Annotated in this window: 23 protein-coding genes and 2 pseudogenes; 14 read left to right on the top strand and 11 right to left on the bottom strand. The window is 64.0% G+C overall.

Translation table 11 applies throughout. The features are described 5' to 3' along the window. Positions 1 to 90: 90 nt before the first annotated feature. Positions 91 to 1,398 (bottom strand): dicarboxylate/amino acid:cation symporter, encoded by a 1,308-nt coding sequence (locus tag C481_RS19180; protein WP_083860934.1) that lies wholly within the window; start codon positions 1,396 to 1,398, stop codon positions 91 to 93. A 243-nt stretch (positions 1,399 to 1,641) separates the two neighbouring features. Between C481_RS19180 and C481_RS19175 the strand changes: the two genes are divergently transcribed. Beyond that, positions 1,642 to 2,517, top strand: a complete 876-nt coding sequence (locus C481_RS19175; protein WP_006110993.1) for a hypothetical protein — start codon at positions 1,642 to 1,644, stop codon at positions 2,515 to 2,517. A 48-nt stretch (positions 2,518 to 2,565) separates the two neighbouring features. On the opposite strand, the gene C481_RS19170 is transcribed toward C481_RS19175, so the two are convergent. Together C481_RS19170 and C481_RS19165 are read right to left on the bottom strand one after the other, a co-directional pair. Beyond that, positions 2,566 to 3,180 carry an IMPACT family protein gene (locus tag C481_RS19170; RefSeq protein ID WP_006110992.1) on the bottom strand — a complete coding sequence of 205 codons (615 nt, stop codon included), beginning with the start codon at positions 3,178 to 3,180 and terminating at the stop codon, positions 2,566 to 2,568. A gap of 48 nt (positions 3,181 to 3,228) precedes the next feature. Next, positions 3,229 to 3,732 (bottom strand): hypothetical protein, encoded by a 504-nt coding sequence (locus C481_RS19165; RefSeq protein WP_006110991.1) that lies wholly within the window; start codon positions 3,730 to 3,732, stop codon positions 3,229 to 3,231. 196 nt (positions 3,733 to 3,928) lie between these two features. Between C481_RS19165 and C481_RS19160 the strand changes: the two genes are divergently transcribed. Then, a complete protein-coding gene (locus C481_RS19160) occupies positions 3,929 to 4,663 on the top strand; it encodes a hypothetical protein (RefSeq protein WP_006110990.1) in 735 nt (244 codons plus the stop codon). 29 nt (positions 4,664 to 4,692) lie between these two features. On the opposite strand, the gene hisB is transcribed toward C481_RS19160, so the two are convergent. Next, positions 4,693 to 5,286 (bottom strand): imidazoleglycerol-phosphate dehydratase HisB, encoded by a 594-nt coding sequence (gene hisB, locus C481_RS19155; RefSeq protein WP_006110989.1) that lies wholly within the window; start codon positions 5,284 to 5,286, stop codon positions 4,693 to 4,695. 304 nt (positions 5,287 to 5,590) lie between these two features. Here hisB and C481_RS19150 point away from each other — a divergent pair, with 304 nt between their 5' ends. Then, positions 5,591 to 5,872 carry a hypothetical protein gene (locus C481_RS19150; RefSeq protein ID WP_006110988.1) on the top strand — a complete coding sequence of 94 codons (282 nt, stop codon included), beginning with the start codon at positions 5,591 to 5,593 and terminating at the stop codon, positions 5,870 to 5,872. A 218-nt stretch (positions 5,873 to 6,090) separates the two neighbouring features. Here the strand turns inward: C481_RS19150 and C481_RS19145 are convergent, their stop codons facing one another. Both C481_RS19145 and hisA read right to left on the bottom strand, forming a co-directional pair. Further along, the gene (locus C481_RS19145; RefSeq protein WP_006110987.1) at positions 6,091 to 6,588 is read right to left on the bottom strand and encodes a GNAT family N-acetyltransferase; all 498 of its coding nucleotides are present in this window, start codon (positions 6,586 to 6,588) and stop codon (positions 6,091 to 6,093) included. A 70-nt stretch (positions 6,589 to 6,658) separates the two neighbouring features. Then, positions 6,659 to 7,432, bottom strand: a complete 774-nt coding sequence (gene hisA, locus C481_RS19140; RefSeq protein WP_006110986.1) for a 1-(5-phosphoribosyl)-5-[(5-phosphoribosylamino)methylideneamino]imidazole-4-carboxamide isomerase — start codon at positions 7,430 to 7,432, stop codon at positions 6,659 to 6,661. Between the two features lie 134 nt (positions 7,433 to 7,566). Between hisA and C481_RS19135 the strand changes: the two genes are divergently transcribed. The 3 genes from C481_RS19135 to C481_RS19125 all read left to right on the top strand — a co-directional run bounded on the left by C481_RS19135 (position 7,567) and on the right by C481_RS19125 (position 11,382). Continuing rightward, the gene (locus C481_RS19135; RefSeq protein ID WP_006110985.1) at positions 7,567 to 9,483 is read left to right on the top strand and encodes an SLC13 family permease; all 1,917 of its coding nucleotides are present in this window, start codon (positions 7,567 to 7,569) and stop codon (positions 9,481 to 9,483) included. A gap of 146 nt (positions 9,484 to 9,629) precedes the next feature. Continuing rightward, positions 9,630 to 10,793, top strand: a complete 1,164-nt coding sequence (locus C481_RS19130; RefSeq protein WP_006110984.1) for an inorganic phosphate transporter — start codon at positions 9,630 to 9,632, stop codon at positions 10,791 to 10,793. A 175-nt stretch (positions 10,794 to 10,968) separates the two neighbouring features. After that, positions 10,969 to 11,382 carry a universal stress protein gene (locus tag C481_RS19125; RefSeq protein ID WP_006110983.1) on the top strand — a complete coding sequence of 138 codons (414 nt, stop codon included), beginning with the start codon at positions 10,969 to 10,971 and terminating at the stop codon, positions 11,380 to 11,382. A gap of 108 nt (positions 11,383 to 11,490) precedes the next feature. Here C481_RS19125 and C481_RS19120 read toward each other — a convergent pair whose 3' ends face one another. Beyond that, positions 11,491 to 12,018, bottom strand: coding sequence for a hypothetical protein (locus C481_RS19120; RefSeq protein WP_006110982.1), 528 nt, complete (start codon positions 12,016 to 12,018; stop codon positions 11,491 to 11,493). A gap of 273 nt (positions 12,019 to 12,291) precedes the next feature. Between C481_RS19120 and C481_RS19115 the strand changes: the two genes are divergently transcribed. From C481_RS19115 to fer, 4 genes and pseudogenes are all read left to right on the top strand, one after another. After that, positions 12,292 to 13,515, top strand: a complete 1,224-nt coding sequence (locus C481_RS19115; protein WP_006110981.1) for an inorganic phosphate transporter — start codon at positions 12,292 to 12,294, stop codon at positions 13,513 to 13,515. Between the two features lie 91 nt (positions 13,516 to 13,606). Next, positions 13,607 to 13,723, top strand: a pseudogene (locus C481_RS22000) (inorganic phosphate transporter); the annotation flags it as partial. A gap of 86 nt (positions 13,724 to 13,809) precedes the next feature. Next, positions 13,810 to 13,932 carry a phosphate transporter gene (locus tag C481_RS19110; RefSeq protein WP_241434713.1) on the top strand — a complete coding sequence of 41 codons (123 nt, stop codon included), beginning with the start codon at positions 13,810 to 13,812 and terminating at the stop codon, positions 13,930 to 13,932. A 127-nt stretch (positions 13,933 to 14,059) separates the two neighbouring features. Next, complete coding sequence (gene fer / locus C481_RS19105; protein WP_006110979.1) at positions 14,060 to 14,449, top strand: ferredoxin Fer; 390 nt, start codon at positions 14,060 to 14,062, stop codon at positions 14,447 to 14,449. 181 nt (positions 14,450 to 14,630) lie between these two features. Here the strand turns inward: fer and C481_RS19100 are convergent, their stop codons facing one another. Continuing rightward, positions 14,631 to 16,229, bottom strand: a complete 1,599-nt coding sequence (locus C481_RS19100; protein ID WP_006110978.1) for an SMP-30/gluconolactonase/LRE family protein — start codon at positions 16,227 to 16,229, stop codon at positions 14,631 to 14,633. Positions 16,230 to 16,414: 185 nt separating this feature from the next. Beyond that, positions 16,415 to 17,779, bottom strand: a complete 1,365-nt coding sequence (gene glmM / locus C481_RS19095; protein WP_006110977.1) for a phosphoglucosamine mutase — start codon at positions 17,777 to 17,779, stop codon at positions 16,415 to 16,417. Between the two features lie 81 nt (positions 17,780 to 17,860). Here glmM and C481_RS19090 point away from each other — a divergent pair, with 81 nt between their 5' ends. Further along, positions 17,861 to 18,853, top strand: a complete 993-nt coding sequence (locus tag C481_RS19090) for an HVO_0234 family beta-propeller protein (protein WP_006110976.1) — start codon at positions 17,861 to 17,863, stop codon at positions 18,851 to 18,853. On the opposite strand, the gene C481_RS19085 is transcribed toward C481_RS19090, so the two are convergent. Next, the gene (locus tag C481_RS19085; protein WP_006110975.1) at positions 18,850 to 19,092 is read right to left on the bottom strand and encodes a PLDc N-terminal domain-containing protein; all 243 of its coding nucleotides are present in this window, start codon (positions 19,090 to 19,092) and stop codon (positions 18,850 to 18,852) included. The two genes, C481_RS19090 and C481_RS19085, sit on opposite strands and share 4 nt — an antisense overlap. A gap of 170 nt (positions 19,093 to 19,262) precedes the next feature. Here C481_RS19085 and C481_RS19080 point away from each other — a divergent pair, with 170 nt between their 5' ends. From C481_RS19080 to C481_RS19070, 3 genes and pseudogenes are all read left to right on the top strand, one after another. Further along, a complete protein-coding gene (locus C481_RS19080; RefSeq protein WP_049904764.1) occupies positions 19,263 to 19,820 on the top strand; it encodes a hypothetical protein in 558 nt (185 codons plus the stop codon). A gap of 50 nt (positions 19,821 to 19,870) precedes the next feature. Beyond that, positions 19,871 to 20,750, top strand: a pseudogene (locus tag C481_RS19075) (ribose-phosphate diphosphokinase). 185 nt (positions 20,751 to 20,935) lie between these two features. Further along, on the top strand, positions 20,936 to 21,745 hold the full coding sequence (locus tag C481_RS19070) for an SDR family NAD(P)-dependent oxidoreductase (RefSeq protein ID WP_006110973.1): 810 nt from the start codon (positions 20,936 to 20,938) through the stop codon (positions 21,743 to 21,745). Between the two features lie 253 nt (positions 21,746 to 21,998). On the opposite strand, the gene ileS is transcribed toward C481_RS19070, so the two are convergent. After that, positions 21,999 to 25,205 (bottom strand): isoleucine--tRNA ligase, encoded by a 3,207-nt coding sequence (gene ileS, locus C481_RS19065; RefSeq protein ID WP_006110972.1) that lies wholly within the window; start codon positions 25,203 to 25,205, stop codon positions 21,999 to 22,001. Between the last annotated feature and the right edge of the window lie 80 nt (positions 25,206 to 25,285).

Raw genomic sequence — 25,285 nt, 5'->3', positions numbered from 1 at the left:
ACGGTTTCAGGGCTGTGCCTGTCGCGTGGATCCGTGATTCCGGTCGTGAGATTCCGCGCACCGTGTATCATTTATCGGAATTTAGGGTGTTCAGTCGTCGTTCGTCGCGCTAACGGCTTCCTCACTGAACTCGGCGGGGGCGTCAGCCCACACGCCGGATGTGAGGTCGATCGCATCGTTCCACTTTGCAACGACCGTCGTCACTGCCATATCGCCGGCGATGTTGTTCATCGTCCGGAGACGATCGAGCAGTGGATCGATACCCGCAATCATTCCGATCACTTCGAGTGGAAGCCCGACTTGAGTCAACACCGCGGTCATCATGACCAGACTCGCGCTGGGAACGCCCGCGGTGCCGATGCTCATAAGGAGCGCGGTCAGCAGAATGGTGAGCTGTTCGATTAGTGTGAGTGAAGCACCGGCGATGTTCGCAGCGAAGATGGCGACGATGCCGAGGTACATCGCCGTGCCGTCCATGTTGATCGTGGCTCCCAGCGGAAGCGAGAAACCGTATACGCGCTCTTTGATCTGGAGATTCTCGTCGGCGTCCGACATCGAGATGGGAAGCGTCGCGGTGGACGACCGAATACTGAGTGCCGTAATAAGTGCCTCCTTGATGCCGCGAAGGAAGGCGACGGGTGAAACGCCAACCGCACCTCGAATGATGACCAGGAGGTAGACCAGCGTGATCTGGAGTCCGATGGCGATCGCGAGCGTCATCGAGAGGGAGAAATACGCCCCAACAGCTTGGGCACCAACTTCGCCGAACAGCGCCGCCATCAGCGCAAATACGCCGAGGACACCGAACTCCATGACTCCCCAGACGATTTTGAACATAACCTCTGCGCCGGCATCAACCACGTCGAAGATCGTGTCGATGCCGTTCCGGACGGCCGAGTCGGGTTCGACTTCCGCTCGGACCATCGTCATCCCGAGGCCGAAGACGAGCGTGAAGAAGATGATCGCGAGGATGTTCCCCTCCGCCATCGCAGTGATGGGGTTCTCGGGGACGATATTGAACACTTGATCCGTCAGCGACGGTGTCTGTCCAGTCTGGACGTCCGTCTGCTCTAAGGTCATTCCCGTCCCGGGATCGATGAGATTACTAACGCCAAGTCCCATTCCGATGGCAACGGCGGTCGTGGCGAGATACAGGATCACGACCTGTCCGCCAATGCGACCCAGATTTTTCGGGGATAGTTCCCGCGTCGCCATCAACAACGTGAAAATGATGATCGGAACGATGATCATCTCGAGCAATCGGACGAACAAGTCACCGATCGGTTGGAGTTCCATCGCCGGCCGGCCGACAGCCAACCCGACGAGAGCGCCGAGAACGAACGCTATCGCGATCCGGTATACGATGGGAATAGACCGATACCGTCTCCACAATGACATAAATACGCCAGTCATACTCTCATGTGGTAGGGTCTTGAAATCAGGTGATAATACTTCCGAAGTACAGAGCGCACATGCCTTACGGTTTCACATGTAGGAGAGAATTTACGTGGTTCCTCCAATTCTACTGATGGTACCCGAGATCCCGCTGTTGATTCTCGAGGGACTGCTCGCCGTCGCCGGCGAGGCCTGAGACGGGTCATTTCCAGTACACATATACCCTGAATTCGCGTACAAAAACGTATGAACGAACGTTCGTCCGCAGAGGGAGCTGACGGCGGTACTGCCACAGCATCCGTCTCTGCCGCGGTAGAGCGGCGCATCCTCGCGGGTTACATCGGTGTCGTCTTCGCAGCGGTCGCGCTGACCGGTGCAACGGCGCTGAACGGGGGCAGTGTCGTCCTCGCCGGTGGGACACTCCTCGGACTCTTCGTCGGTATCGGTCTCGGTACCGCCGTCCACCGTCGCTTCCCCGACCTGCCGGCCCGACTGGGCCGCGGACGAGTTCAGCGCGCCGCGCCGTTCGCCCCGGCCGTACCGTTCGGACTCGTCGGCCTCGCCTCGGTGCTGGGCCCGGTCGATACCGCACTCGGACTCGCGACCGCCGTGTCGGCGAGCGGACTCCTCGTCGCCGGATACGTGCTGCTGGGGGTCACCGAGACGGGGTACGCCGCCGACAGAGCGCACGGCCGCCCGATCGCGGCGTGTCGCTGGCACCCGCCACGCACGCCCAAAATAGACGTGCTGCTCCTCGTCGTCTGGCCGGCGCTCGCGCTCCTCGACGCAATCGGGAGAAACTGGCTCAGCGCACTCGTCTGGGGGACGCTCTGGCTCTGCTGGCTCGTCGGCGGGTTCATCGAGGGCCGATTCCGCGTCGGCGAGACCGGAACGGACCCCGAAATCCGGCTCTACGAGAACGGCCTCGTCAAACAGCGACCCTACACCAGCAGATTCGTCCCGTGGGACGAGATCGATCACGTCCGCCTGCGCGACGACGAACTCGTCTTCGACCGCGGGCTGTTCGACGTGCGTCTCGACCGCGAGTCCCTCGACGCGCCGGAGGCGATCATCGCGACGGTCGAACAGCGGCTCTCGGATCGAACGACAGCGCTGCCGTAACGGCCGCCAAGAACACGATCCCGCTTCGAACGCGCCGTACCCGTACTCTTACTCCGACTCGAGTTCGGCCCGCCCGCTCGTCGCACTTCGAATCCGATCGCGGAAGGCGTCGGCCGCCGCGACCGGAACGCGAACGGCAAAGGTAACCTCGGCCTGGTAATCCGCGTCGAACTCGTAGCCCTCGCTTTCGATGATGCCGCGGACGGTGCCCGAATCGTCGTACTCCACGGTGATCGAGACGCGTTCGTGCGGGCGCTCCTCGACGACGCCCGCCGCGTCGACGGCCTCCTTCACCGCGCGGGAGTACGCCCGGACGAGACCGCCGACGCCGAGGTTCGTCCCGCCGTAGTACCGCGTCACGACGACCGCGCAGTTCTCGATCTCGCGCCGTGCGAGGACGTTGAGCGCCGGCTTGCCCGCCGAACTCGAGGGTTCGCCGTTGTCGCTCGAATACTCCCGGAGGAAGTCGCCGTCGGCGTCCGCGCGCACCCGGTAGGCGGGAACGTTATGCGTCGCGTCGGCGTACTCCTCGCGGATCGCGTCGACGAACGACTCGGCGTCCGGGACGGATTCGACCGGGCGCGCGTGGCCGATGAACTCCGAGCCCTGGACGACGAACTCGGCGGTCGCAGCCTCGGCGATCGTCGCGTAGGTGTCGGTCACGGTTTCACCTCGCACCTCGCGCAGTCGATCGGGTCGCTCACTGTACGCTCACTGTAACTCGATCTTCCGCACGAACTCGAGATCGCGAAGTTCGGTTATCGCCGCGCCCGAAACGTCCTCGTCCGTGATCAGGTACAGCCGCGGCTCGTCGGTGAACTCGGGGTCCTCGCTGATCGTCTGGCGAATCGAGATGTCGTTTTCGGCGAGCGTCCCCGTCACCGCGGCGACGATCCCCTTTTGCTCCGCGTTGTCGACGGCAATCGACAGCACCGTCAGATCGAGCACGGGTGCGAGATCCATCAGGCTCGGCACCTGCGAGATGTTCTGGAAGATCCGCCGGAGTTCGGGATCGTCGAGGATCGCGTTCGTCGTCGAGTCGACGACGCGGCGATCGACATCGATCTCGCGAGCGATACCGGTGTTCGGGATCTCGATCCCACCCGAAACGACGCGACCGTCGTCGTTGACCGAAAAGCCACGCTCTAACAGGAGTCGAATAACTGCTTGCTGGCTCGGGGACCCCTCGAACTTCCCCATTATCTCGTCGAACATTCGTTGGTGGGTATACGCGTGCCCAGGTATAATGGTCGGTGATTGACGGTCGGTCATAACGAGTTCAGCGGCCGAGGTGACGGGATGCGTCGATACCGTCGCAACACAGAGCGGTCAACACCGTTCAGCAAACTCGACCGCCGTGCCACCCCGCGTCTGACGGACGTTTTTACCGATTCGAATGAGACGGTATTCTATGCGCGCGATCAACCACTGTGACTTCTGTGCTAGCGATGCTGCCGGCACGTACGAGGTTATTCCCGCCGAACTCGATCCGACGGAGGCCGAACAACGCCGCGTGAGCGTCTGTCCGGACTGCAAACGTCGTCTTGGAACCGTCCTCGAACCGCTCCTCGACCGACTCCGAAGTGACACCACCACCGGCTCACGCCAGTCACACAGCGACACTGAAACGGCCGAGACCCCGGCCACTGACGGGACTGGGAGCGACGATTCGAGTACGCAGAGAACGCCTCCAGAGAGCACGAGTTCGGAAGGGGAGGTGAACTCGGATCCAGATTCAGGTTCGGTTGCAAAATCGGACGCACCACCGGCAGGGCGCTTCGAAACGGGAAACGAGATCACGTTCGACGAGCCGTCGGACGAGACACCCAGTTCCGAAGATGCGACCGGCGGGACGGACGAGGCGGCGGCAGAACCAGCCCGGGAATCGAATCCAATCGAAACCGAAGCCGAACCGACCGCCCGATCCGAATCGACGAGAGCGGCCCCAGCCTCGCCGCGAGCCTATCCCAAGGTCATCCGCTTGCTTCGCAACCGCGAGTTCCCGATGGGCCGCGAGGCCGTCGAATCGCTGGCGGCCGGCGCCTACGACCTCGAAGCCGAGGAGGCCGAGGCGATCATCGAGCACGCGCTCGAACGCGACGAGTTCGCCGAGCGCGGCGGGGAGTTGCACCGTCCGTCATCGTAGTTCGTCGTTGCTGGGCCGTCGCGCTGCACTTAGTCGGTCAGCGTTCCCTTCGTACTCGGTGTCCCCTCGCGTCGGTCATCGAGCCGCGTCGCGTCGTCGAGCGCTCGCGCCAGCGCCTTGAACAGCGCCTCGACCTCGTGGTGGGCGTTCTCACCGCGAACGCCGACGTGCAGCGTCAGTCCCGCGTTCATCGCCAGCGACTCCGCGAAGTGACGCGCCATGTCGCTCGTGAACTCGCCGATCGCCGCCTGGGAGAACTCGCCGTCGAAGTAGAACCGTGGGCGGCCGCTCACGTCGACGACGGTCGACGCGACGGCTTCGTCGAGCGGAACGCGGCGATCCGCGTACCTGACGATGCCCGCCCGATCGTCGAGGGCCTCATCGAACGCCGTTCCGAGGACGATTGCCACGTCCTCGACCGTGTGGTGATCGTCGATGTCGAGGTCGCCGTCGCACTCGAGTTCGAGATCGAAGAGGCCGTGGCGGGCGAAGGCCGTCAGCATGTGATCGAAGAAGCCGACGCCGGTATCGACCGTGGCTGTGCCGTTGCCGTCGACGGACACCGTGCATTCGATCGTCGTTTCGGCCGTGTCTCGTGTGACGGTCGCGCGTCGCTCGCTCATGTCGAAATGGTTGCGTTCTCGGTACAAGGGGATTGCGCTCGGTTGCGACGGAGAGTACGCAGCGGCCACGAGCGATCGGCGACGGAGAATAGGGCGGCTATACCGGACCGATCCACATGTCATGACAAAATCGATGAAACAGAGTTAGAGCCGTTTGTAAAATTTTTCCGCGATTCTAAAGGCGTTTCGAAGAGTAGTATTACCATCATTACGGACGTGAAACGGACCGAAACGGGACCAACCGTCTGACGGTTATATGCTATCCTGAGTGAATGTCGTTACTACGAAGAGGTGCCTCGTCACAATGTCCAACTCCCCCAGCCCCTCCCCACTGTCGAACGACTCCCTGTCTCCAGCAGGGTCGGAGTCGAACCAAAACAGCGATCCGGCGCGCAGTCGATTCATCCACTCGCTCAAGGGATCGACGCGGTTTCTTTCGTTCTGGATCGCCGTCGCCCTGCCGTTCGTCCATCTGCCGCTGTTAACGCAGGGACTGGGCAATCCTCGGATCACGCTCGTCTTTCTCGCCCTCCTCGGGCTCAACGTCCTCGCACTCTACATGGGACGTGATTACAACCGGTCGTGAACCGATCGGGAACAGGATCGACCGATTCCGGACTCGATACGTCATCGGATCAATCATCGATCTAACTGGAGTGGAAGTCCCGGATAACGGGGGTCGCCGGACGGCCGCCCTAACGGGCGCAGGTCCCCTACCGGCCGCTTCAGGACGGATTAGCCCTTCCCGCAGCGTCGCCTACTCGAATGCTGATTCGCGCCGACTGGCAGCCGCGAGCGGCGCGGTCAGTCTTCGTCACCGCGCTGGTCGGCAGGACGGGTATAGGTCATCCGGACGAGTTCTTCGGTGCCGCCCTCGGGAATCTCCAGTTCGGGATCGAACGGTTCGAAGCCGACCGTCTCGTAGTACGGAACCAGCCCGCGCCGACAGAGCAACGAGAGACCGGCGACCGACTGCAGGTCCGGGTGGTCGACGACGGCGCGCATGAGCGTTTCGCCGATTCCCTCGCCGCGACGGTCAGCAGCGACGATAACGTCGTAGACGGTCGCGTAGTACGTGAAGTCCGTCAGCACCCGCGCCGCGGCGACGAGGCGTCCGTCCGCTTCGACGCCGACGGCGACCGCAGTCTCACAAAGGGCGTCGCGAACGGCAGTTTCATCGCGGTCGTCCCACCACTCGTACTCCTCGTAGAGGGCGGTTAGCGCGGGAGCGTCATCAGGAGTGAGATCGCGAACGGTCGCCGGCGTCGACGTGGATGACGATGATGGCGGTGACGGTGGCATCGACCGACCCCTCTCGCGGAATCGGGACGACTCTTTCGGTGGTGTGGGAACGAATATCAGTGGCCGTCGATTACGAGCGGTCCACGGCAGTTTGGGCCTCCGCGAGCGTAAACTTGCCCTCGTAGAGCGCACTTCCGACCACGACCGCAGTCGCGCCGGCCGCCTCGAGTTCACGGACGTCCTCGAGGGTCGCGACGCCGCCGCTTGCGATCACCGGCACGTCGGTCGCGTCGACGAGTTCACGAACGGGTTCGGTCGCGACGCCCTCGAGTTGGCCTTCGACGTCGACGTTGGTAAAGAGGATCGCGGCGGCACCGAGGTCGGCGTAGCGTTCGGCGGCCTCGACCGGGGAGATGCCAGCGCCTTCGGTCCAGCCCTCGACGACGACCTCGCCGTCTTTCGCGTCGAGGCTGACGACGACGCTGTCGGGGTGGGTCTCGCTGATTTCGGCGACGATATCGGGGTTGTCGACGGCTGCGGTGCCGAGAATGACGCGGTCGACGCCGCGGTCGAGAAGGGCCCGCGCGTCGGCGGCGGTGCGGATGCCGCCGCCGAGTTGCGTCGGCACGTCGACGGTGTCGATGACGGCGTCGATGGCCCCCGCGTTCGCTCGTTCGCCCTCGAACGCGCCGTCGAGATCGACGAGGTGGAGCGACTCCGCGCCGGCGTCGATCCAGCGCCGCGCGGCCGCAACCGGCTCGCCGTAGGTTCGTTCCGTTCCGCGCTCGCCCTGGACGAGCTGGACGACCTCGCCGTCCTGAATGTCGACGGCCGGAATGACCTCGAACGTCTCGAACTCGTCGGTTGTCTCGCTCGTCGCCGTATCGGTCTCCGTCCCGGTCATATGTGTGTGCGTGCGACCGACCCGAGTAAAGGCGACGGTTTGGCAAGCATGCCGAGTCGACGACCATCGCTCGAACACTGTTCAACGTCCGTGCAGAGAAATTACATCTTCGCCCGGTGTGGTCTCCGATACGCATGCCGGCGAGTGCCCCGCTCATACAGGAGACGACGACCCAGCCCCAGTTGACGACGGATATGATCGTCGTCTTCGGGGTCGTCGTCCTGGCACTCATCTTCTTTCTCACCGAACGTCTCCCCGTCGACGTCACTGCAATTCTGCTGATCGTCATCCTGGTCGTCCTCGAACCGTGGACCGGGATCGATCCTGCAACCGGCATCTCCGGGTTCGCAAACGAAGCGACGATTACCGTCCTCGCAATGTTGATCCTGAGCGGCGGGATCAGTCGGACCGGCATCGTGCAGGAACTCGGCCGCCGTATGGCCGCATTCGCGGGAACGAGCGTCCGAAAGCAGTTGTTCGCGACGGTCGCCGTAACCAGCCCCGTCTCAGGCGTGCTGAACAATACCCCCGTCGTCGCGTTGCTCGTTCCGGTCGTCACCGACGTTGCCAACCGCGGGAACACGTCGCCCTCGAAACTCCTCATCCCGCTGTCGTACGCCTCGCAGGTCGGCGGTATGCTCACCCTTATCGGCACCTCCACGAACATCCTCGCAAGCGACGTCAGCGCCCGACTCGGCACCACGTATCCCGAACTTCACCGCTTCTCGATGTTCGAGTTCACTCGACTCGGACTCATCGTCGCCCTCGTAGGCGGACTATACCTGATCTTCGTCAGTCACTACCTCCTTCCGGAGCGCGTCCCGCCGCGGGCGGATTATCTCGAGGAGTACGCCGTGAGCGACTACGTCGCGGACGTGGCGGTCGTCCCCGGCTCCCCGCTGGTCGACGGCACCGTCCGCGATGCAACCGAGATTCTCGGTCCCGACATCGACATCGTCCAGGTGGTGCGCAATCGCAGCCGTGGCCGCGGCCGCGAGCCCGAGACCGATGCCGACTCCGGCTCTCGCTCCGCTCCCGGCCGCGCAGTCGCTCCCCGCCAGGCCCTCCCGCTCACCGAAGGCGACGTCCTCGTCGTCAGAACGAACCGCGACGCGATCACCGAACTCGCGGGCATCCCCGGCGTCGAACCCGTCACCCGCCCGCAGTCCACGGCCGCCCTCTCGGCCGACGCCGACGAGGGCATTCTCACCGAACTCGTCGTTTCGCTCGACTCCCGACTCGTCGGCGACCGCCTCGACCCCGAGGCGTTCCGCGAAGAGTTCAACGCCGCCGTCCTCGGCCTGCGGAGCCGCGGTGAACTCGTCAGCGAACGCATCGTTGGCAAACGCCTCGATGTCGGTGACACGTTGCTCGTCCAGGCCCCGCCGGAGACGCTGGATCGGCTCGCACGGCGGGGGGACATGATCGTCGCCCGCGAACCGCCCCAGCCCGACTACCGCACCGACAAAGCGCCGATCGCGGTCGCGATCATGGTCGGCGTCGTTGCGGTCGCGACGCTCGAGTTCTATCCAATCTTGATCGCGGCGCTTGCAGGCGTCGTCGCGATGGTCGGTACCGGCGTGCTCGAACCGAACGAACTGTACGATGCGGTCGAGTGGGATATCATCTTCCTGCTCGCGGGCGTGATCCCGCTCGGAATCGCACTCGAGCAAACGGGTTCGGCGGCCTATCTCGCGTCGCTCGTCGTCTCGACGGCGGACTTTTTGCCGACGCTCGTCGTGTTGTGGCTGTTCTACATCGTGACGGGACTCATTACGGAGGTAATCAGTAACAACGCGAGCGTCGTCTTGCTTCTCCCCGTCGCAGCGGCGGCGGCGGCCGGCATCGGGTCGAACCCGTTCGCGTTCGTGCTGGCGGTTACGTTCGCGGCGAGTACGGCCTTCCTCGGCCCCATCGGCTACCAGACGAATCTGTTCGTCTACGGTCCCGGCGGCTACCGGTTCGGCGACTACTTCCGCGTCGGTGCGCCGCTACAGCTGATTCTGTCGGTCGTAACCGTCCTTGGAATCGCGTTTTTCTGGGGAGTGTGATCAAACTGTCACTATGTATCGAGATCGGTTCCGAACAGCGAACGACTGTCGGACGCCGTGTGACGTGCTGTGCGGTATAGCATAACCCAGCTGAGTAATCCGCAGTCCCAATACGTATTTCATGGAGAGACCGATAATACCAACCGATGGTGGAAACCGTGCTCCTGGTCGGCATCGTTGCCTCGATATTCGTCGGATTCAACATCGGCGGGTCGTCGACGGGGATCGCATGGGGACCCGCCGTCGGAGCCGGACTGCTCCGAAAGGTCACCGCAGCCGGGCTGATGACGATTTTCGTCTTCCTCGGCGGCTGGACCGTCGGCCGAAACGTAATGGACACGCTGAGCGAGGGGATTATCACGATCGAGATTTCGCTCGCCGCCGGCGTCGCCGTCCTCTTTTTCATCGGGCTGGGAATCCTCGTCGCGAACGTCTTCGGCGTTCCCGTCCCGACCTCGATGGTAACCGTCGGCGCGATCGCCGGGCTGGGGCTGGCGACGGACACGGTCAACTACGCGGAAATCGGCAGGATCGTCTCGTGGTGGGTCGTCACCCCGATCATCGGGTTCTGGATCGGCGCGACCGTCGGTCGGTACATCTACCCGGAACTCAACCGCCGGTTCGAGATTCGGTCCTCCGAGGGACCGTTGCTCGCCCTCGATCGCGGCGGGTCGGTTCCGAAACCGACGCTCGGACCGAACACGACGATTCAGGAACTCGTCGGGACGTGCGTCGTCTTGGTCATCGGCTGCTACATGGCCTTCAGCGCGGGCGCGAGCAACGTCCCGAACGCCGTCGCACCGCTCGTCAGCAGCGGGGCGCTCGATCGTAACCCCGCCATCATCATCGCGACGGTGGCGATCGGGTTCGGCGGCTTCACCATCGCTCGGCGGACGATGGAATCCGTCGGCAGCGAACTCAGCGACATCCCGCTGCTGGCCGCCCTGGTCGTCATGCTCACCGCCTCGACGATCACGACCGCGCTCTCGTGGGCCGGCATCCCGATCAGTCTCGTGATGGCGTCTGTGATGACGATCGTCGGCCTGGGCTGGGGACGGGCGACCCGACCCGTCACGGCCCGCGAGGCGATTCGCGGCGAATCCGACGCGGAACTCGCGACTGGCGCACTAAAAGCGGAGCCGGATGCCCCGGTCACGAAGATCGGGGAGGCCGAACCCAACGAGGTTCTTGACGCGGGGAGCCTGTTCAACCCGCGAGCCGTGATGAAGTACATCTCGATGTGGATCATCGGGCCGGCGATGTCGACGCTTCTGGCGTACGGCTTCTTCATCGCCGTCCCGTTCGTCTGATCGTTCGTCTCTTCTGGACCACGATCTTCGCCGCCGCTACTGCCTCACCGACCCCACCGTCCTACCGTCCCCATTGCCTCCACCACTCTCACTACCCTCACCGCTCCTACCGCACCTACCGACTCTACCGCCATCACCCCCTCCCGTTTATTTTCGCACCGCTCGTAGCAACGGAATGACCTCCCGGCTTCTCGTCCCGATGGACGGCTCCGAAATGAGCGAGCACGCCCCCGAGTACGCCCTCGACGCCGACATCACCGTCTTGACCGTCGTTGGAGAGCCGTTGCCGATGTGGGGCGAGGCAACAGGGCTCGCGCTCGCCGGCGACCTCGAGGAAGCGACACAGGAACACGCCCGAGCGGTATTCGGCCGCGCTCGAGAGATCGCCACCGCCGCCGATAGTGACGCTGAACTCGATACCGTCGTCGAACTCGGACACCCTGTTCGCGCGATCATCGACCGCGCGGATGACTACGATACCGTCGTCATCGGTAGTCACGGCGGTTCGGTCTCGGATTCCCTCTACGTCGGAAACGTCGCCAAAAAGGTCGTCAATCGATCTCCGGTTCCGGTCGTTGTCGTGCGGTGAGATGAGCCGACGGTTCGACGCGCGATCAGACGCTCTGCTGTACCGATTCCCAGACGCACCCGCGACCCGTCCTGTGAGTGCGCCGGAACTGACCGACAGCAGTCCGCATCAGTTCTCGGTGTCGTCGTCCGCTTCGGTCGACTCTTCGATGAGTTCCTCGACCTGGTCCTCTCGAGGGCGGCGATCGATGCGTTCGTCCACCGATTCGACCTGCGACTGGACCTGCTCGAGTTGTTCGCCAACCGTTTGTTCGACCGTCTCGCCAACCGTTTGTTCGACCGTCTCGCCGACGGTCTCCTCGACCGTCTGTCCGACCTGTTCCTCGACAGTTTGTTCGACCGTCTCCTCGACGGTATCCCCGACACGTTTTTCGACCGTTTCTCCGACAGTCTGTTCGACCCGTTCTTCGACGGTCTCTCCCACGGTCTGTTCGACGGACTCCTGAACGGCCGTCGTCATCCAGTTCGGATCGAATCGAGCCATCTTCCAGACGACGTGGAGCACGTACGAGGCGAACACGCCCAATCCGAACACCAGCCCGATCTGTATATCGAGCGTCGCGATCAAGACGACCGAGAGGAGGATTAACGCGCCGTACGCGAGGTCGATGAGCGCGTCGATACGTGCCGGTCTCATTGAAGGACAATACTCGAACCCGCACCAGTCACCAGCAGTCGCGCCTGCGACCACGACAACAGCCGTTCACTCCGCCGATCGCCTCCCCACCGAGTCGATGATACGCGTGGCAACATGCTGTCGTAATACACGATACGATTCGGTGAAACGCTTTGGGTCTCACCGCTCCGCTTTGAGAGGAAACGCGCCAGCCGTCGCAAAAATGGTTGTCACCCTCGTCGGAACCGACCGGAATAGGCGCGTTTTTAGGGTCGGATCGCGTGATTCCCACACGTGACGGAAGTACTGCTTATCGTGGGAATTCTCGTCGCAATCTTCGTCGGGTACAACATCGGCGGGGCAACGACCGGCCCCGCGTTCGGCCCCGCCGTCGGCGCAAACGTCATTACAAAGGTACTGGCCGCCGGGTTGATGGCCATATTCTTCTTCCTCGGCGCGATCACGATCGGTCCGCAGGTCGTCGACACCCTCGGTAACGACCTCGTCCACGACACCGGCGTGTTTACGATGCGCTCGAACGTCGCCGTCCTCTTTTTCATCGGCGGCGCGCTCTTTCTCGGCAACTACGCCGGCGTCCCCGCTTCCACCTCGATGACCGCCGTCGGCGCCATCGCCGCACTCGGCCTCGCAACCGGTGAACTCGCCTGGGATGTTCTCGGCGAAATCGTCATCTGGTGGGTCGTTGCGCCGATCACCGGCTTCTGGGTCGCCGGCGTCGTCGGCCGGTACTTCTACCCGAGAATCAACGAATGGGTTGCAATCGAAACGAACCGCGAAGGTCGCGAAATGATCACCGTTGACCGAAGCGGAACGCTCCCTCGACTCCGGTTCGGCGACGGCACGAACCGCCGCGAGGTCACCGGTGCGTTCGTCGTCGTCGCCATCGGTTGTCTCATGGGCTTTTCGTCCGGAACGAGCAACATCGCGAACGCAATCGCCCCGATCTACGGAACCGTTTCCGACTCCGGAACCGAACTCGCGATCGGCTCGACCGCCGTTCCGATCGATATGACCGCGCTGATCGTGATCGGCTCGGCTGCCGTCACGATCGGCTGTTTCACCATTGCGCGCCGCACGCTCGATACGCTCGGCAACGACATCACGAACCTGCCGCTGACAGCAGCGATCATCGTCGCCGTCATCAGTTCGACCATCGTCACCGGCCTCTCCTGGATCGGCATTCCCGCCAGTTTCGTCGTCGTGGCAACGATGAGCATCATCGGCCTCGGCTGGGGGCGTGCAACCCGAACGACGACGCTCTCCGGTGTCAGAGCCGGTGAAGAAACACGAGTGTCGGTCGGTGCGCTCACCGCCGAAGAGGCGGGCGAAACACCTCCCAAAATCGGCGAGGAAAAACCCGAAGACATCCCCGCCGCCTCCGACCTGTTCGACCCGTCGACGACGGCTCGCGTCATCCTCATGCAAAACATTGTCCCGATCATCTCGACAGTCGGTGCCTACCTCACGTTCAGATTCGTGCCGATATTCGGATTTTGAACTCGTTGGCGAGCGTTCGGTAGCTCTCAGCCGCGTTAACAGTCACTCGACGCTTCGAAAGGGCTTTTTCGGCTCTCGTGTCGATAGGGGCATGCTACTCGGAATTCTCGCCGCCCCCCTCGGTGGCTTCAATACCGGTGGCTCACCTACGGGCATCGCCTGGGGACCAGCGGTTGGGGCCGGTGTCATCGGCAAAACGGCCGCGGCGATGAAGAACTCGAGTTCACGACGGGCGCAGTAACAAAGGAAACCCCGAACGAAGTGCCCAAAATCGGCGAGGAAGATCCCGAAGAAATGGTCGACGCAGACGACCTCGGTCGGCCCAACGCGATCGCACGCGTTGTCTCCTTCTGGACTATCGGCCCCGCAGCCTCCGTCGGACTGTCCTACGGCTTCCTCGTCCTGGTTCCGCTTTGAGTCGCGTATCGGCCGTCTGCTGCGCCGAGTTCAGCGATCAGTTTCAAACGAACGCCAAATTCTGATTCAAAAACCATTGAAAACCGAACAGCAAGCTATACCAGTGCGGGACTCGAACCGCCGGTTGATGCCCACGGTAGAATACCTCAACTACGAAGTGCTGGACGACCAGGGCTGGGACATGGATGACGACGACCTCTTCGGCCAGGCAGCGGACGCCGGGCTCGACGAAGAGGATTACGGCACCCTCGAAGTCAACGAGGGCGAATACATCCTCGAAGCGGCTGAGGCCCAGGGCTACGACTGGCCCTTCTCGTGCCGTGCTGGTGCCTGTGCGAACTGTGCTGCCATCGTCAAGGAAGGGGAAATCCAGATGGACATGCAGCAGATTCTCTCCGACGAGGAGGTCGAAGACAAGGACGTCCGTCTGACCTGCATCGGCTCCGCCGAGACCGACGAGGTCAAAATCGTCTACAACGCAAAGCACCTCGACTACCTGCAGAACCGCGTCATCTGATCGGTTCTCCCCCTTTGCGGTTGCCGTTCTCACGAATCACTAGCTGCCTCTCTATCGAACTCACCGGAGACGCCGCCCGATCGGTTCGTCGCTACTGTACTCGGGTGCGTTCTATCGCGCGCCCTCCGGCACAACAGCGAGTTCACTGCTGCCCGTCCATCAGCGGGTGCTGGAACTGTCGTCAGTAGTCTTCGGTCTCCCCGTTGTTTCCGTTCCCGTTCTCGTTCCCGTTATCCCCACCGGTCTCGTTACTTCCATCGGTTCGAGCATCCGTCCCACCGTCATCAGCCGCATCTCCCACCTCAGCATCGTCAGCCGACTCGCTAGCTGCCTCACCGTCGGCGGTCTCACCAGCCGCGACCAACTCGTTCGGTCCGAAGAACGCGCCGGTTGCGCCGACGTCGAGCCGAACGAGACTCGGCTCTGCAGTCTCCGCTTCGGCCTCGAACCGCCCGATTGCGAAGTTGCAGGCATAGAGGAACGTTTCGTCGCCAGCGGTCCGTCCGAACGCAACGTCAGCGGGGAAATCGAGGAGTCCGCCTTCGGCAAGCGTCTCGATCGACGGTGAGCCGGCCTGCTCCGATGCCGACTCGGTCGCCGTCGATCCGGTCGAGTCAGCCGCGACCGATTCGTTGTCCTCGGCTTCCGTCGGGCCGCCTTCCGTCTCCATCGACTCGTTATCTGCTCTCTCTGTCGATTCGTTTTCCACCGACTCGTTCTCCACTGATTCGGTATCCCCACCCTCCATCGATCGGTTGCCCTCAGTTTCCATCGACCCACTCTCCTCTATCGCTACCGACTCGCTGCCGTCCATCTCCGAACCGAGTTCGACGCGGACGATCGCATCCCTCGCGTTGACGGCGACGTAGAGTCGACCCTGGCTGTCGAAGGTCATGCCGTCAGCGCCGACCAGCGAGTCCTCCTCGGCGACCAGGTCGAGTTCACCGGAGCTGCCGTCCTCGGAGACGGGGACTCGGACGAGCCGACCGTAATCGAGGTTGTCGACGTAGACATCGCCGTCGGGGTTGATCGCGATCCCGTCGGCACCGACGCCGCCCTCGGCTTCGGGGTCCGGATCGAGGAGTTCGTCGTCGACCCAGACCGTCGCATCGTCCGGCGTCACTCGCCAGATCGCCCCGCCCAGGTGGTCGGTGACGAGGAAGCCGTCCTGGGTGTACGGGTCGACGGTGATGCCGTTCGGTGCCGTCTCCTCGGCCGGCAGTTCGGCCATGCGTTCGGTGTCTCCGCTGGCGATGTCGACGGTCCATACGCCGTGCGTCTCAGGGTCGCCAGAGTTCACCAGCGCGTAAATCGTTCCGTCGATGGCGACGATACCGAGCAGCGAGCCCTCCTCGCCGACATCGAACTGGGCGACCGATTCCTGATTCCCGTCGGGATCGACGGCAAGTAGTTCGCCCGTAACGGCCAGGCTGAGGTAGACCGTTCCCGAGTCATCGAGAGCGAGGTTTTCCGGGAGCGCAGGCGGCTCGAGGTCGGCGACGAGTTCAGGTTCGGCGGTCGCGTCCGTTCCGGTGTCGCCGTCAGTATCGCTGCTCGTCTCGGTCTGGTCCGATGCTGTCTCGCTTGCGGCAACCGGGGCGACGCCCGCGATCGCGGCGAGGCCGGTGCCCGCGAGCGATTGAAGGACGGGGCGACGGCGGAAACGGGAGCCGCGATGAACGCGGGTCGCTGTGTCAGTCGGGTGCTTATCGCGGTCGGTCTCTGTGACCGGTTCGGAAGTCGGTTCGTCTGCAGGTGGCTGTTCGGTACGGTCAACCATACGGCCAGCGTGAAACGACACCGGCCATAAACGCTATCCACCGTTGTCAGTAATTCCGCGGGGTAATGCGAGCAAGCCAGTGGTAATCAGTAGTTTCGGCGTCGACGTATCGAACGCGCGGTGTGGCGGCGCTCGAAATGGATCACTGTGAACGGTCCTGTCTCCGGAGAAGTGCGATTGACCGTTCAGATAGTCGTCTTGGCCGTCGATAGCGTCTCGTACATTCCGTTCGCGAGTTCAGTCGCGCGCTCGCCGTCGCGGGCCTCGGCGTAGATGCGGACGAGAGGTTCGGTTCCGGAGGGGCGAGCGAGTACCCAAGCGTCGCCGTGGTCGAGGCGGTAGCCGTCGCGGGTGTTGAGTTCAGCGTCGGCGGACTGGGCGTGGTTCGCTGCGGCATCGAGCATGGCGTCGCGTTCGGCGGTCGACTCGTACTCGATGTTGCGCCGGACGTTGGCGTAGCCGTCGTAGGGGCCGACGAGGTCGCTGACCGGCCGTTGGGCGACGAGTTCGAGGAATCGCGCGGCCGTGTACGCGCCGTCACGCGAGAGTCGGTAGTCGGGGAAGAAGATCCCGCCGTTGCCCTCGCCCGCGATGGGGACGTGTTCACCGTTCGCCTCGAGTTCTTCGATGCGGGTGATGATGTTCGTCGAGCCGATTGGCGTGAGTTCGAGGTCGGCACCGATCTCGGTGATGACGTCGACGAGTCGCTGGGAGACGTTGACCGCCGAGACGGTCGTTTCGCCGGGTTCGAGTTCCGCGGCGGCGAGGGCGGCGAGGGCCGCATCGCCGGAGACGAACGCACCGCTCTCGTCGAAGAAGATAGCCCGGTCGGCGTCGCCGTCGTGGGCGATGCCGACATCGGCGTCGCTCGTCCGGACGAGTCGCCCCAGATCGCCGAGATTGTCGGGAACCGGTTCGGGGTCTCGTCCGGGGAAGTGGCCGTCGGGTTGGCTGTTGACGGTGACGACGCGACAGCCGAGTTCGCGGAAGAACTCGGGGCTGGTCAGCGCACCCGCGCCGTGGCCGGGGTCGAGAGCGACCGTCAGGTCGGCCTCGGCGATCGTTTCGCGGTCGGCGGCCGCCAGGAGATCCGCGACGTAGTCGCGTCTGGCGGTGTCGATCTCGCGGACGCGACCCGTTTCGTCCCACGGCGCGACGGCGAACTCGCCGGCCAGCAGGGTGTCCTCGATCGTTTCGAGGTCCGAGACGGCGAGTTCGACGCCGTCGCGACCGACGAGTTTGATGCCGTTGTACTGGGGCGGATTGTGCGAGGCCGTGATGACGATGACGGGAACGTCCATCCGTTCCGCGTAGCCCTGTGCACCCGGCGTCGGGACGATCCCGAGGCGGTCGACGTTGGTTCCGGTACTTGCCAGCCCGCTGGCTGCGGCATCGGCCAGCATCCGTCCAGTGTAGCGCGTATCGCGTGCGATGGCGACCCGGTCCACCTGCCAGGCCGTCCCCGCCGCCTTCGCGACACGCAGGACGAACGCGGGCGTCAACTCCTCGTTGGCGACGCCACGTTTCCCACTCGATCCGAAGACTTCCATCGGTCGCTAGTCCGACCGGCCACCTCAAAGGGGTTGCGGAGCAGACGGAACGCTTTCGGGCTGTGCCGCCAATCCTTACGTATGGATTCGATCGAGGAAAAGCGCGTCTACGGCACCCGTGACGGCGCGACTCGACTTTATGTCACGAGTTCGATCGGCGTCGTTCGCGTGCGGGTCGCCGGGGACACGGTCGGCGAGTTCAGCCTTTGTGCGCGCTGTAACGCGCGGGACATCGCGACAACCGTCGACGGGCGCATCGTGATCGCAACCGACGAGGACGTTCTGGGACAGGCCGCCGTCGGCCGCGGTGATGACCACGGTGCGAACGGCGATGACGACCTCGCGCTCGCAAACGCCGGCTTCGGCCCCGCCGTCGCCGTCGGCGCGACCGACTCGACGCTCCTCGCAGCCGGTCCCGACGGCGACCTCGGCTACCGGAAGCGGAACGACGGAACGGACTGGCACCGCTGCAGCGCCGACGCGATCACATCGGTTCGTGCGATCGACCGCGACCTCGTCGCAACGGACGACGGCGTCTACCGATTCCGACCCGCCGACGGCGAACTCGAACACGCCGGCCTCTCGGATGCCCGCGACGTCTCCGCGGCCGGGATTCCGCTCGCGGCAACCGCGGACGGCCTCTACAAACTCGGGAACGGTTGGATGGCGATCCGCGAGGAACCGTTCGAGACGGTCACCGCCGATCCGCGGACGGAGCGTGGCCGACTCGCCCGAGCGCACGCGGTTTCGAGCGCGGACGACCCGAACGGCGCAGTCTACGCGTTCGCGGACGGCGACTGGACGGCGATCGAGACACCCNCGATCGTCGATATCGGATACGGGACCGGACCGACCGCCGAACGCGAACGATCGGATGAAGCGACGGAGACGAGTTCAGATCGCGGTTCCGAATCGGCGGGACCGATCTATGCGGTCACGGAACGGGGAACGATTCTCGTGACGAGCGAGGGCACTGACGAGGGGAATTCGTGGCGGCGACGGTCCCTCGGTGTGACGGGCGTGACGGGGCTTGCGGTTCCCGCTTCGACTGTGGAATCGAGGGCGGGGCGCTAGATTCCCGACGGCCCCCGTCCCGGCCCCATCCGATCTCGTCCGAGGAGGACGTACAGGACGAGGCCGAGGAAGGGCGCGAAGAAGACGACGATCGCCCAGAGGAAGGCCGGATGCGAACTGTTAGACTGTGCATCCGTGTACGTCCAGATGATGATCCCGATCTGCAGTGCCAAGAACAGGAGCGCAATCAGGCCGAGGAGTCCGGCACCGCCGGACTGGAGGACGATATTGAAGGGCATCGTTCTCTGTGTTTGATCGATACAGAAAATATGTTACGGATTCGTCTTGTTTCATCGGCTTCAAGAACGAGTTGAAGGCGCCGTTGCGGAAGGTTGCTTTTCCGCACGGCTGCCGGGAGCGGATACGACGAACGGAAGGTTAACTATCCGTGACTGTCTCCGGGTTCCACATGAGCGACCTACCGCGGCGCCGACTACTGGCGCTTGGAGGAACGGCACTGACGGGAACGATCGCCGGCTGTTCGGGTAGCGCGGACGAGGGCGACCCGAATGCGGATTCGAACTCGGACGGCGGCGATAGCGATGGCGTCGAAGAGGAGAACGGAACCGAAACCGACTCGAGTTCAGATAGCGGTGGTGCGGGCGGTGCGTCGGGAACGCTACTCGGCAACGTCGCCGTCGAAAACCTCGACAACGACGAACACACGATCAACGTCATCGTCGAGTTCGACGGCGACATCGAACACTGGTCGACGCACGAACTCGACGCCGGCGCGGGCGCGACGCTCGAGCAGGACTGGCCGCAGGAGACGGGCGAGTTCCGCGTCATCCTCCGACTGGACGACGGCGAGCCGGTTCAGGATACGGCGGCGTCGTGGAACGATCCCGACTGTCTCAACCTGCTCGTGACGATCAACCGCAACGGCGCGCTGACGACCCACGCCGACACGAGCAGCGGCCCCTGTGGCGACGGCGACGCGTCGTTCGACGAGGGCACGAGCGAGTGAGCGGGCCGCAGAACGAAAGCTGGTTTACGCCACACCCAATGGGTACGAGTATGATAATCAGCGGATCCGCGTCGCAGGCGCTGGCCGCGGCGCTTGCACGTGAACTCGAGGAACCGCTCGTCACCGCCGAGTACGACCGATTCCCGGACGGCGAACTGCTCGCCGCCGTCCCCGGTATCGACGATGCTGTCGCCACCGACGGCACTACTACGACCGACCGCGCCGTCGTCGTCGGTTCGACCGTCTCGAGCGACGCCCACCTCGAACTCCTCCAGCTTCAGGACGCCGCCCGCGAGGCCGGCGTCTCGGAAGTCGTCACCGTCCTCCCCTACATGGGCTATGCCAGACAGGACGAGGCGTTCGAACCCGGCCACCCGGTCTCCGCTCGCGCCGTCGCCCGCGCCATCTCGAGCNGGGACCGATCGCGTCCTCACGGTCACCCCCCACGAGACGTCCGTCTGCGAGTTCTTCGAGCCGACGGCGACCGCCGTCGACGCCGCGGGTCGGCTGGCCGAACCGCTCCCCGAGGACCTCGTCGATCCGGTGTTCCTCTCGCCCGACGCCGGCGCAGTTGAACTCGCCGAGACGGTCCGTGATACCTACGGCGAGGGCGAGACCGACTACTTCGAGAAGGTGCGTCACTCCGGCACCGAGGTCGAGATTTCGCCGAGCGACGTGGACGTGACCGGCCGGGACGTCGTCGTCACCGACGACATCATCGCGACGGGGTCGACGATGAGCGAGGCCGTTGGCGTCCTGCAGGACCGTGGCGTCGGCCGGGTTTTCGTCACGTGCGTCCATCCGCTCCTCGCCAGTAACGCGGTCACGAAGCTCTCGCGGGCCGGCGTCGAAGCGATTTACGGCACGGATACGATCGAGCGACAACAGAGTACCGTTTCGGTCGCACCGGTCCTCGCCGACCAGCTATAAGTCGCGACGGACACGATCGCTGCGCCGATTCGATTCCGGCAATCGCGTCAGCACTCGGTTTCGAGCACTGACGCGGTGTCTCTCGTCGGGAAAACCATCCTGCTCGAACTCGCGACCGTCCACATAATTGTAAATACAATCTTCATCGAAAATAGTACTTTACACGGGGATGGTGAACGGCGAGTATGGTTGAGAAACACGATCTCGATGGCTCGGTCGCTATCGTTACCGGGGCTGCAGGAGACATCGGCGGCGGCATCGCGCGGGAACTGGCCGAAGCGGGCTGTAACATCGTCCTCGCCGACATCGGCGTCTCAGAGTCGACGGCCGACGACGATTCGAAACCGGATAACGTCGAGCCCGCCGAAGAACTCGCCGACGAGATCGAGGCGACGACCGATTCCGAAACGGCGATCGTCGAATGCGATGTCACGGACGCGGACCAAACGGAGGCGATGATCGAGACGACCCTCGATGAGTTCGGACAGCTCGATATCCTCGTGAACAACGCCGGAATCATCAGCTACTCGCCGATTGAAGAACTGGACGAAAGCGCGTGGGACGCCGTCATGGACGTTAACTCGAAGGGCGTCTTCCTCTGTTCGCGCGCCGCCATCCCGGAACTCAAAGATGGAGGGGCTATCATCAACACAGCCTCCATCGCCGGCGAGATTAGCGCCGTCGGAATCGGCCACTACGCGTCGTCGAAACACGCCGTGTTGGCACTCACGAAAACGCTCGCACTCGAACTCGCCGAGGACGACGTCACCGCGAACGCGATCTGTCCGGGGATCGTTGACACCCCGATGTGGCGCGACGTTCTCACGCCCGCGAGCGAGGAGTCCTACGACGAGACGATCCAGCGGTCGATTCCCCTCCACCGCGACCAGAAACCCGAAGACATGGGTCGGCTCGCCGTATTCTTCGCCGAGAATCGCAATATCACGGGCGAGGCGGTCAAAGTCGACGGCGGCATCACCCAGGACGTCCTCTAAGCCGGCACGGAAACCGGAAAACGGAGACCGACTTCGTCCGTCCGGAACTCACCATCCTGGCGACCGACGGTCGCTAGCTCGACGCTACGGGCATCGACCACGGTTCGACCGTACTCTCGGCAGCCACCTTTTCTCGTCGGGTTCGCTACTGCTTACCGCTCCTCGAAAATCTGTCCGGCGAGGGCGACGCTCTCGCCGACCTTGCTTCGCTCCGCTCAGCAGGAGACAAAAAATCCGTCTCGCTCCGGGGCGATTACTCGGACGCCTCGGCGGCCGCCAGCGACTCGATCGCGATCTCCATCGCGACGCCGTCGACATCCCACTCCTTACGGTGGCCGTCCTCGACCGCGCCGAGTTCATCTGCACGAACCTCCTCGCGGATGAGGGCTTCGCGGTCGTCGACGAGCGAGGCGACGCGGTCGTCTTCGATCTCGAGGTCGAGCGCGATCCGCTCTTCGACGTCGAGGTCGAGATCCTTTCGCATCTCCTGTACCCGGCGGATAACCTCGCGGGCGTAGCCCTCGCTCTCGATGTCGTCGGTGAGCGAGGCGTCGACGTAGGCGACGCCGCGGTCGTCGCCGTTGAGGCCGAAGGCGGTGCCGGCGACACCCTCGGGCGTTTCGGTGACGAACGAGACCATCGCTTCCTCGAGTTCGTCGTCCGCCTCGAGTTCGTCGTCGACGGCCGCCGCGAGCGCCTCGAGGGACGGGTCGTCGATCCGGGCCTCGTTGAGCGCGTTCATAACCCGCCCGGCGCGGTCGCCGAAGGCGGGACCGAGTTCGCTCATGTCGGCCTCGGCGCTGTAGTTGAGTTCGCCCCAGCGGTCCTCCGGCGAGACGAGTTCGATCTCGCGGGCGTTGAGTCGCTCGGCGAGCAGGTCGGTGTGGCGTTCGACCGCCTCGACGACGCGCTGGTCGTCGGCGGCGACGACGACGCGCGGGACGGGCCAGCGGAGTTTACGGCCGGCCTGTTGGCGGGCGTTCGCGCCGGCTTCCTCGATGGCGCGCAGAAACGCCACGTCCGCCTCGAGTTGCTCGTCGACGAACGCCTCGTCGACGGCGGGCCAGTCGCACATGTGGACGGTGTCGTACTCCTGGCTGCCGGTGAGCGTGCCGTAAATTTCCTCGCTGATAAACGGCGCGTAGGGAGCCAGCAGCGCGACGGTCTCGCGGAGGACGCGGTAGATTGTCGCGTAAGCCGCCTCCTTGGAGGCGCTGTCTTCTTCCTCCCACATGCGCTCGCGGACCGCCTGAACGTAGAACCGGGAGACGTCCTCGACGACGAACTCGATGAGCGCGTCGATCGCCTTGTCTTGGCGGCGGTCCTCGAAGTGGTCGGTCATCGTCTGTTTCGTCGACTGGAGGCGGGCGAGGACCCACTCGTCGACGAGTTCGAGGTCATCCGCGACGGCATCGACGGTCGTCTCCCGCGGATCGAACTCGTCCAGTCGCATGTACGGTAGCGGGAACCGGAAGACGTTCCACAGCGTGCGGAGGTGGTTCTCCATCGTCTGCATGCCGTCCCAGGAGAAGCGCATGTCCTCGCCCTGCGGGTTGTTCGACAGCAGGAAGGCGCGCATCACGTCCCGGCCGTGGCGGTCGATGGCCTCGTGGGGGTCGATCAGGATGTCCTTGGACTTGCTCATCGCGCGCCCGTCGGGCATGAGCGCGTGGCCGTGCATGAGCACCTCTTTGTAGGGGCTCTCGCCGAGCGCGGCGGTTCCCATGCCGAGCTGGGACCAGAACCAGCCCCGCGTCTGGTCGTGGGCTTCGAGAATGAAGTCCGCGGGCCAGAGGTCGTCGAACCGACTGTCGTCCGAGGGGTAGTTCAGGGTACCCCAGGAGGCGACCGAGGAGTCGAGCCAGACGTCGAAGACGTCCGGCACGCGGGTGTAGGTGGTGCCGTCCTCGGTGATCGTGAGGTCGTCGACCGTGTCCTTGTGGAGGTCGACGTCCTCGGGATCGACGTTCTGGTCGACCCGCTCGGCGAGTTCATCGCGGTCGCCGACGACGATCATGTCCTCGTCATCGTCGCGGTCCTCGGGCGTCCAGACCGGCAGCGGAATGCCCCAGTAGCGCTGGCGCGAGACGTTCCAGTCGGGGGCCTCCTCGACGAAGTCGCGGAAGCGGTTGTCCCGCGCCCAGTCGGGGTGCCAGTCGCTGTCCTCGATGTTGTCCAATAGTTCGTCCTTGACGTCGGTGATCGTGATGAACCACTGGTCGGTGACGATCTGGATGATGCCGGTGTCGCAGCGCCAGCAGTGCCCGTAGCTGTGGGTGACGGTCTCGGAGGTGAGCAACGCGCCCGCCGCCTCGAGATCGCTCGTGATCTCGGGGTCGGCATCCTTGACGAACTCGCCTTCGTACTTGCCGGCTTCCTCGGTGTAGACGCCGTCGCCGCCGACGGGACAGAAGATGGGGAAGCCGAGTTCGCGGCCGCGCTCGAAGTCCTCCTCACCGTGGCCGGGTGCGGAGTGGACGAGGCCGGTGCCGTCGCCGTGGGTGTCGACGTAATCGGCGGCGTAGACCTCGTGGGTGCCCTCGGCGTCGACGCGGTCCGGGACTTGCTCGGCGAGCGGGTGGTCGTAGGCCCAGCCGAGCATCTCCTCGCCGGAGCGTTCTTCGACGACCTCGTAGTCGTCGTACCGGCCCGCCTTCAGGACGTCCTCGTGTTTGGCGTCGGCGACGTACAGCAGTTCTTCCTCGCCGTCTTTCTCCGCGCGGACGCCGACGTAGTCGCCCTCCTCGTCGACCGCGACGAACGTGTTCGCCGGGATGGTCCACGGGGTCGTCGTCCAGATGACGATCGAGCCCTCGCGGTCCTGCAGGTCGAATTTAACGTAGATCGAGGGGTCCTCGACGTCCTCGTACTCGACCTCGTTGTTCGCGATCGCGGTTTCACACCGGGGACACTGCGAGATCGAGCGGTGGCCCTTCTCGACGAGCCCTCGTTCGGCGGCCTTCGAAAAGCCCCACCAGGCGGCCTCCATGTACTCGGGGCTGACGGTCCGGTAGGGGTCCTCCCAGTCCATCCAGACGCCGAAGTCCTGGAAGTCCGACTGCAGGCCTTCGAGTTGCTCGTCGGCGTACTCCTTGCAGGCCTCGATGAAGTTTTCCTCGCCGTACTCCTCGATGTCCTTTTTGTTCTCGAAGCCGAGTTGCTCCTCGACGCGGGTTTCGATCGGAAGCCCGTGCATGTCGTAGCCCGGGCGGTCGGTCACGTCGTACCCCTGCATCCGGAAGAAGCGAAGGTAGACGTCCTTGAGGGACTTGTTCCAGGTCGTCCCCATGTGCGCCGAGCCCGACGTGTACGGCGGGCCGTCGACGAAGAAGAACGATTCACCGTCCGATCGGTGCTCGACCGTTTGTTTGTAGGCGTCGACGTCGTCCCAGTACTCGAATACCCGTTGCTCGAGCGCGTGGGGATCGTACTGGTCGTCGACCTCGCCAAACCGGCTCATACGTGACGTGATTCGCTCCGACATTAAAGGGGAATCGGTCCTGCAGGCGTGACTGGACGCGGTGATCGATCGGTCGAACG

Source organism: Natrialba asiatica DSM 12278, assembly GCF_000337555.1.
Taxonomy (GTDB): Archaea; Halobacteriota; Halobacteria; order Halobacteriales; family Natrialbaceae; genus Natrialba; species Natrialba asiatica.
Note: the sequence above shows the minus strand (reverse complement) of the source record. Positions and strands in the feature narration are given on the sequence as shown.

Coding starts and splice junctions, on each gene's coding strand:
- C481_RS19180 (WP_083860934.1), bottom strand. CDS start 1,398: ATGTCATTGTGGAGACGGTATCGGTCTATTCCCATCGTATACCGGATC.
- C481_RS19175 (WP_006110993.1), top strand. CDS start 1,642: ATGAACGAACGTTCGTCCGCAGAGGGAGCTGACGGCGGTACTGCCACA.
- C481_RS19165 (WP_006110991.1), bottom strand. CDS start 3,732: ATGTTCGACGAGATAATGGGGAAGTTCGAGGGGTCCCCGAGCCAGCAA.
- C481_RS19160 (WP_006110990.1), top strand. CDS start 3,929: ATGCGCGCGATCAACCACTGTGACTTCTGTGCTAGCGATGCTGCCGGC.
- hisB (WP_006110989.1), bottom strand. CDS start 5,286: ATGAGCGAGCGACGCGCGACCGTCACACGAGACACGGCCGAAACGACG.
- C481_RS19150 (WP_006110988.1), top strand. CDS start 5,591: ATGTCCAACTCCCCCAGCCCCTCCCCACTGTCGAACGACTCCCTGTCT.
- C481_RS19145 (WP_006110987.1), bottom strand. CDS start 6,588: ATGCCACCGTCACCGCCATCATCGTCATCCACGTCGACGCCGGCGACC.
- hisA (WP_006110986.1), bottom strand. CDS start 7,432: ATGACCGGGACGGAGACCGATACGGCGACGAGCGAGACAACCGACGAG.
- C481_RS19135 (WP_006110985.1), top strand. CDS start 7,567: ATGCCGGCGAGTGCCCCGCTCATACAGGAGACGACGACCCAGCCCCAG.
- C481_RS19130 (WP_006110984.1), top strand. CDS start 9,630: ATGGTGGAAACCGTGCTCCTGGTCGGCATCGTTGCCTCGATATTCGTC.
- C481_RS19125 (WP_006110983.1), top strand. CDS start 10,969: ATGACCTCCCGGCTTCTCGTCCCGATGGACGGCTCCGAAATGAGCGAG.
- C481_RS19120 (WP_006110982.1), bottom strand. CDS start 12,018: ATGAGACCGGCACGTATCGACGCGCTCATCGACCTCGCGTACGGCGCG.
- C481_RS19110 (WP_241434713.1), top strand. CDS start 13,810: ATGGTCGACGCAGACGACCTCGGTCGGCCCAACGCGATCGCACGCGTT.
- fer (WP_006110979.1), top strand. CDS start 14,060: ATGCCCACGGTAGAATACCTCAACTACGAAGTGCTGGACGACCAGGGC.
- C481_RS19100 (WP_006110978.1), bottom strand. CDS start 16,229: ATGGTTGACCGTACCGAACAGCCACCTGCAGACGAACCGACTTCCGAA.
- glmM (WP_006110977.1), bottom strand. CDS start 17,779: ATGGAAGTCTTCGGATCGAGTGGGAAACGTGGCGTCGCCAACGAGGAG.
- C481_RS19085 (WP_006110975.1), bottom strand. CDS start 19,092: ATGCCCTTCAATATCGTCCTCCAGTCCGGCGGTGCCGGACTCCTCGGC.
- C481_RS19080 (WP_049904764.1), top strand. CDS start 19,263: ATGAGCGACCTACCGCGGCGCCGACTACTGGCGCTTGGAGGAACGGCA.
- C481_RS19070 (WP_006110973.1), top strand. CDS start 20,936: ATGGTTGAGAAACACGATCTCGATGGCTCGGTCGCTATCGTTACCGGG.
- ileS (WP_006110972.1), bottom strand. CDS start 25,205: ATGAGCCGGTTTGGCGAGGTCGACGACCAGTACGATCCCCACGCGCTC.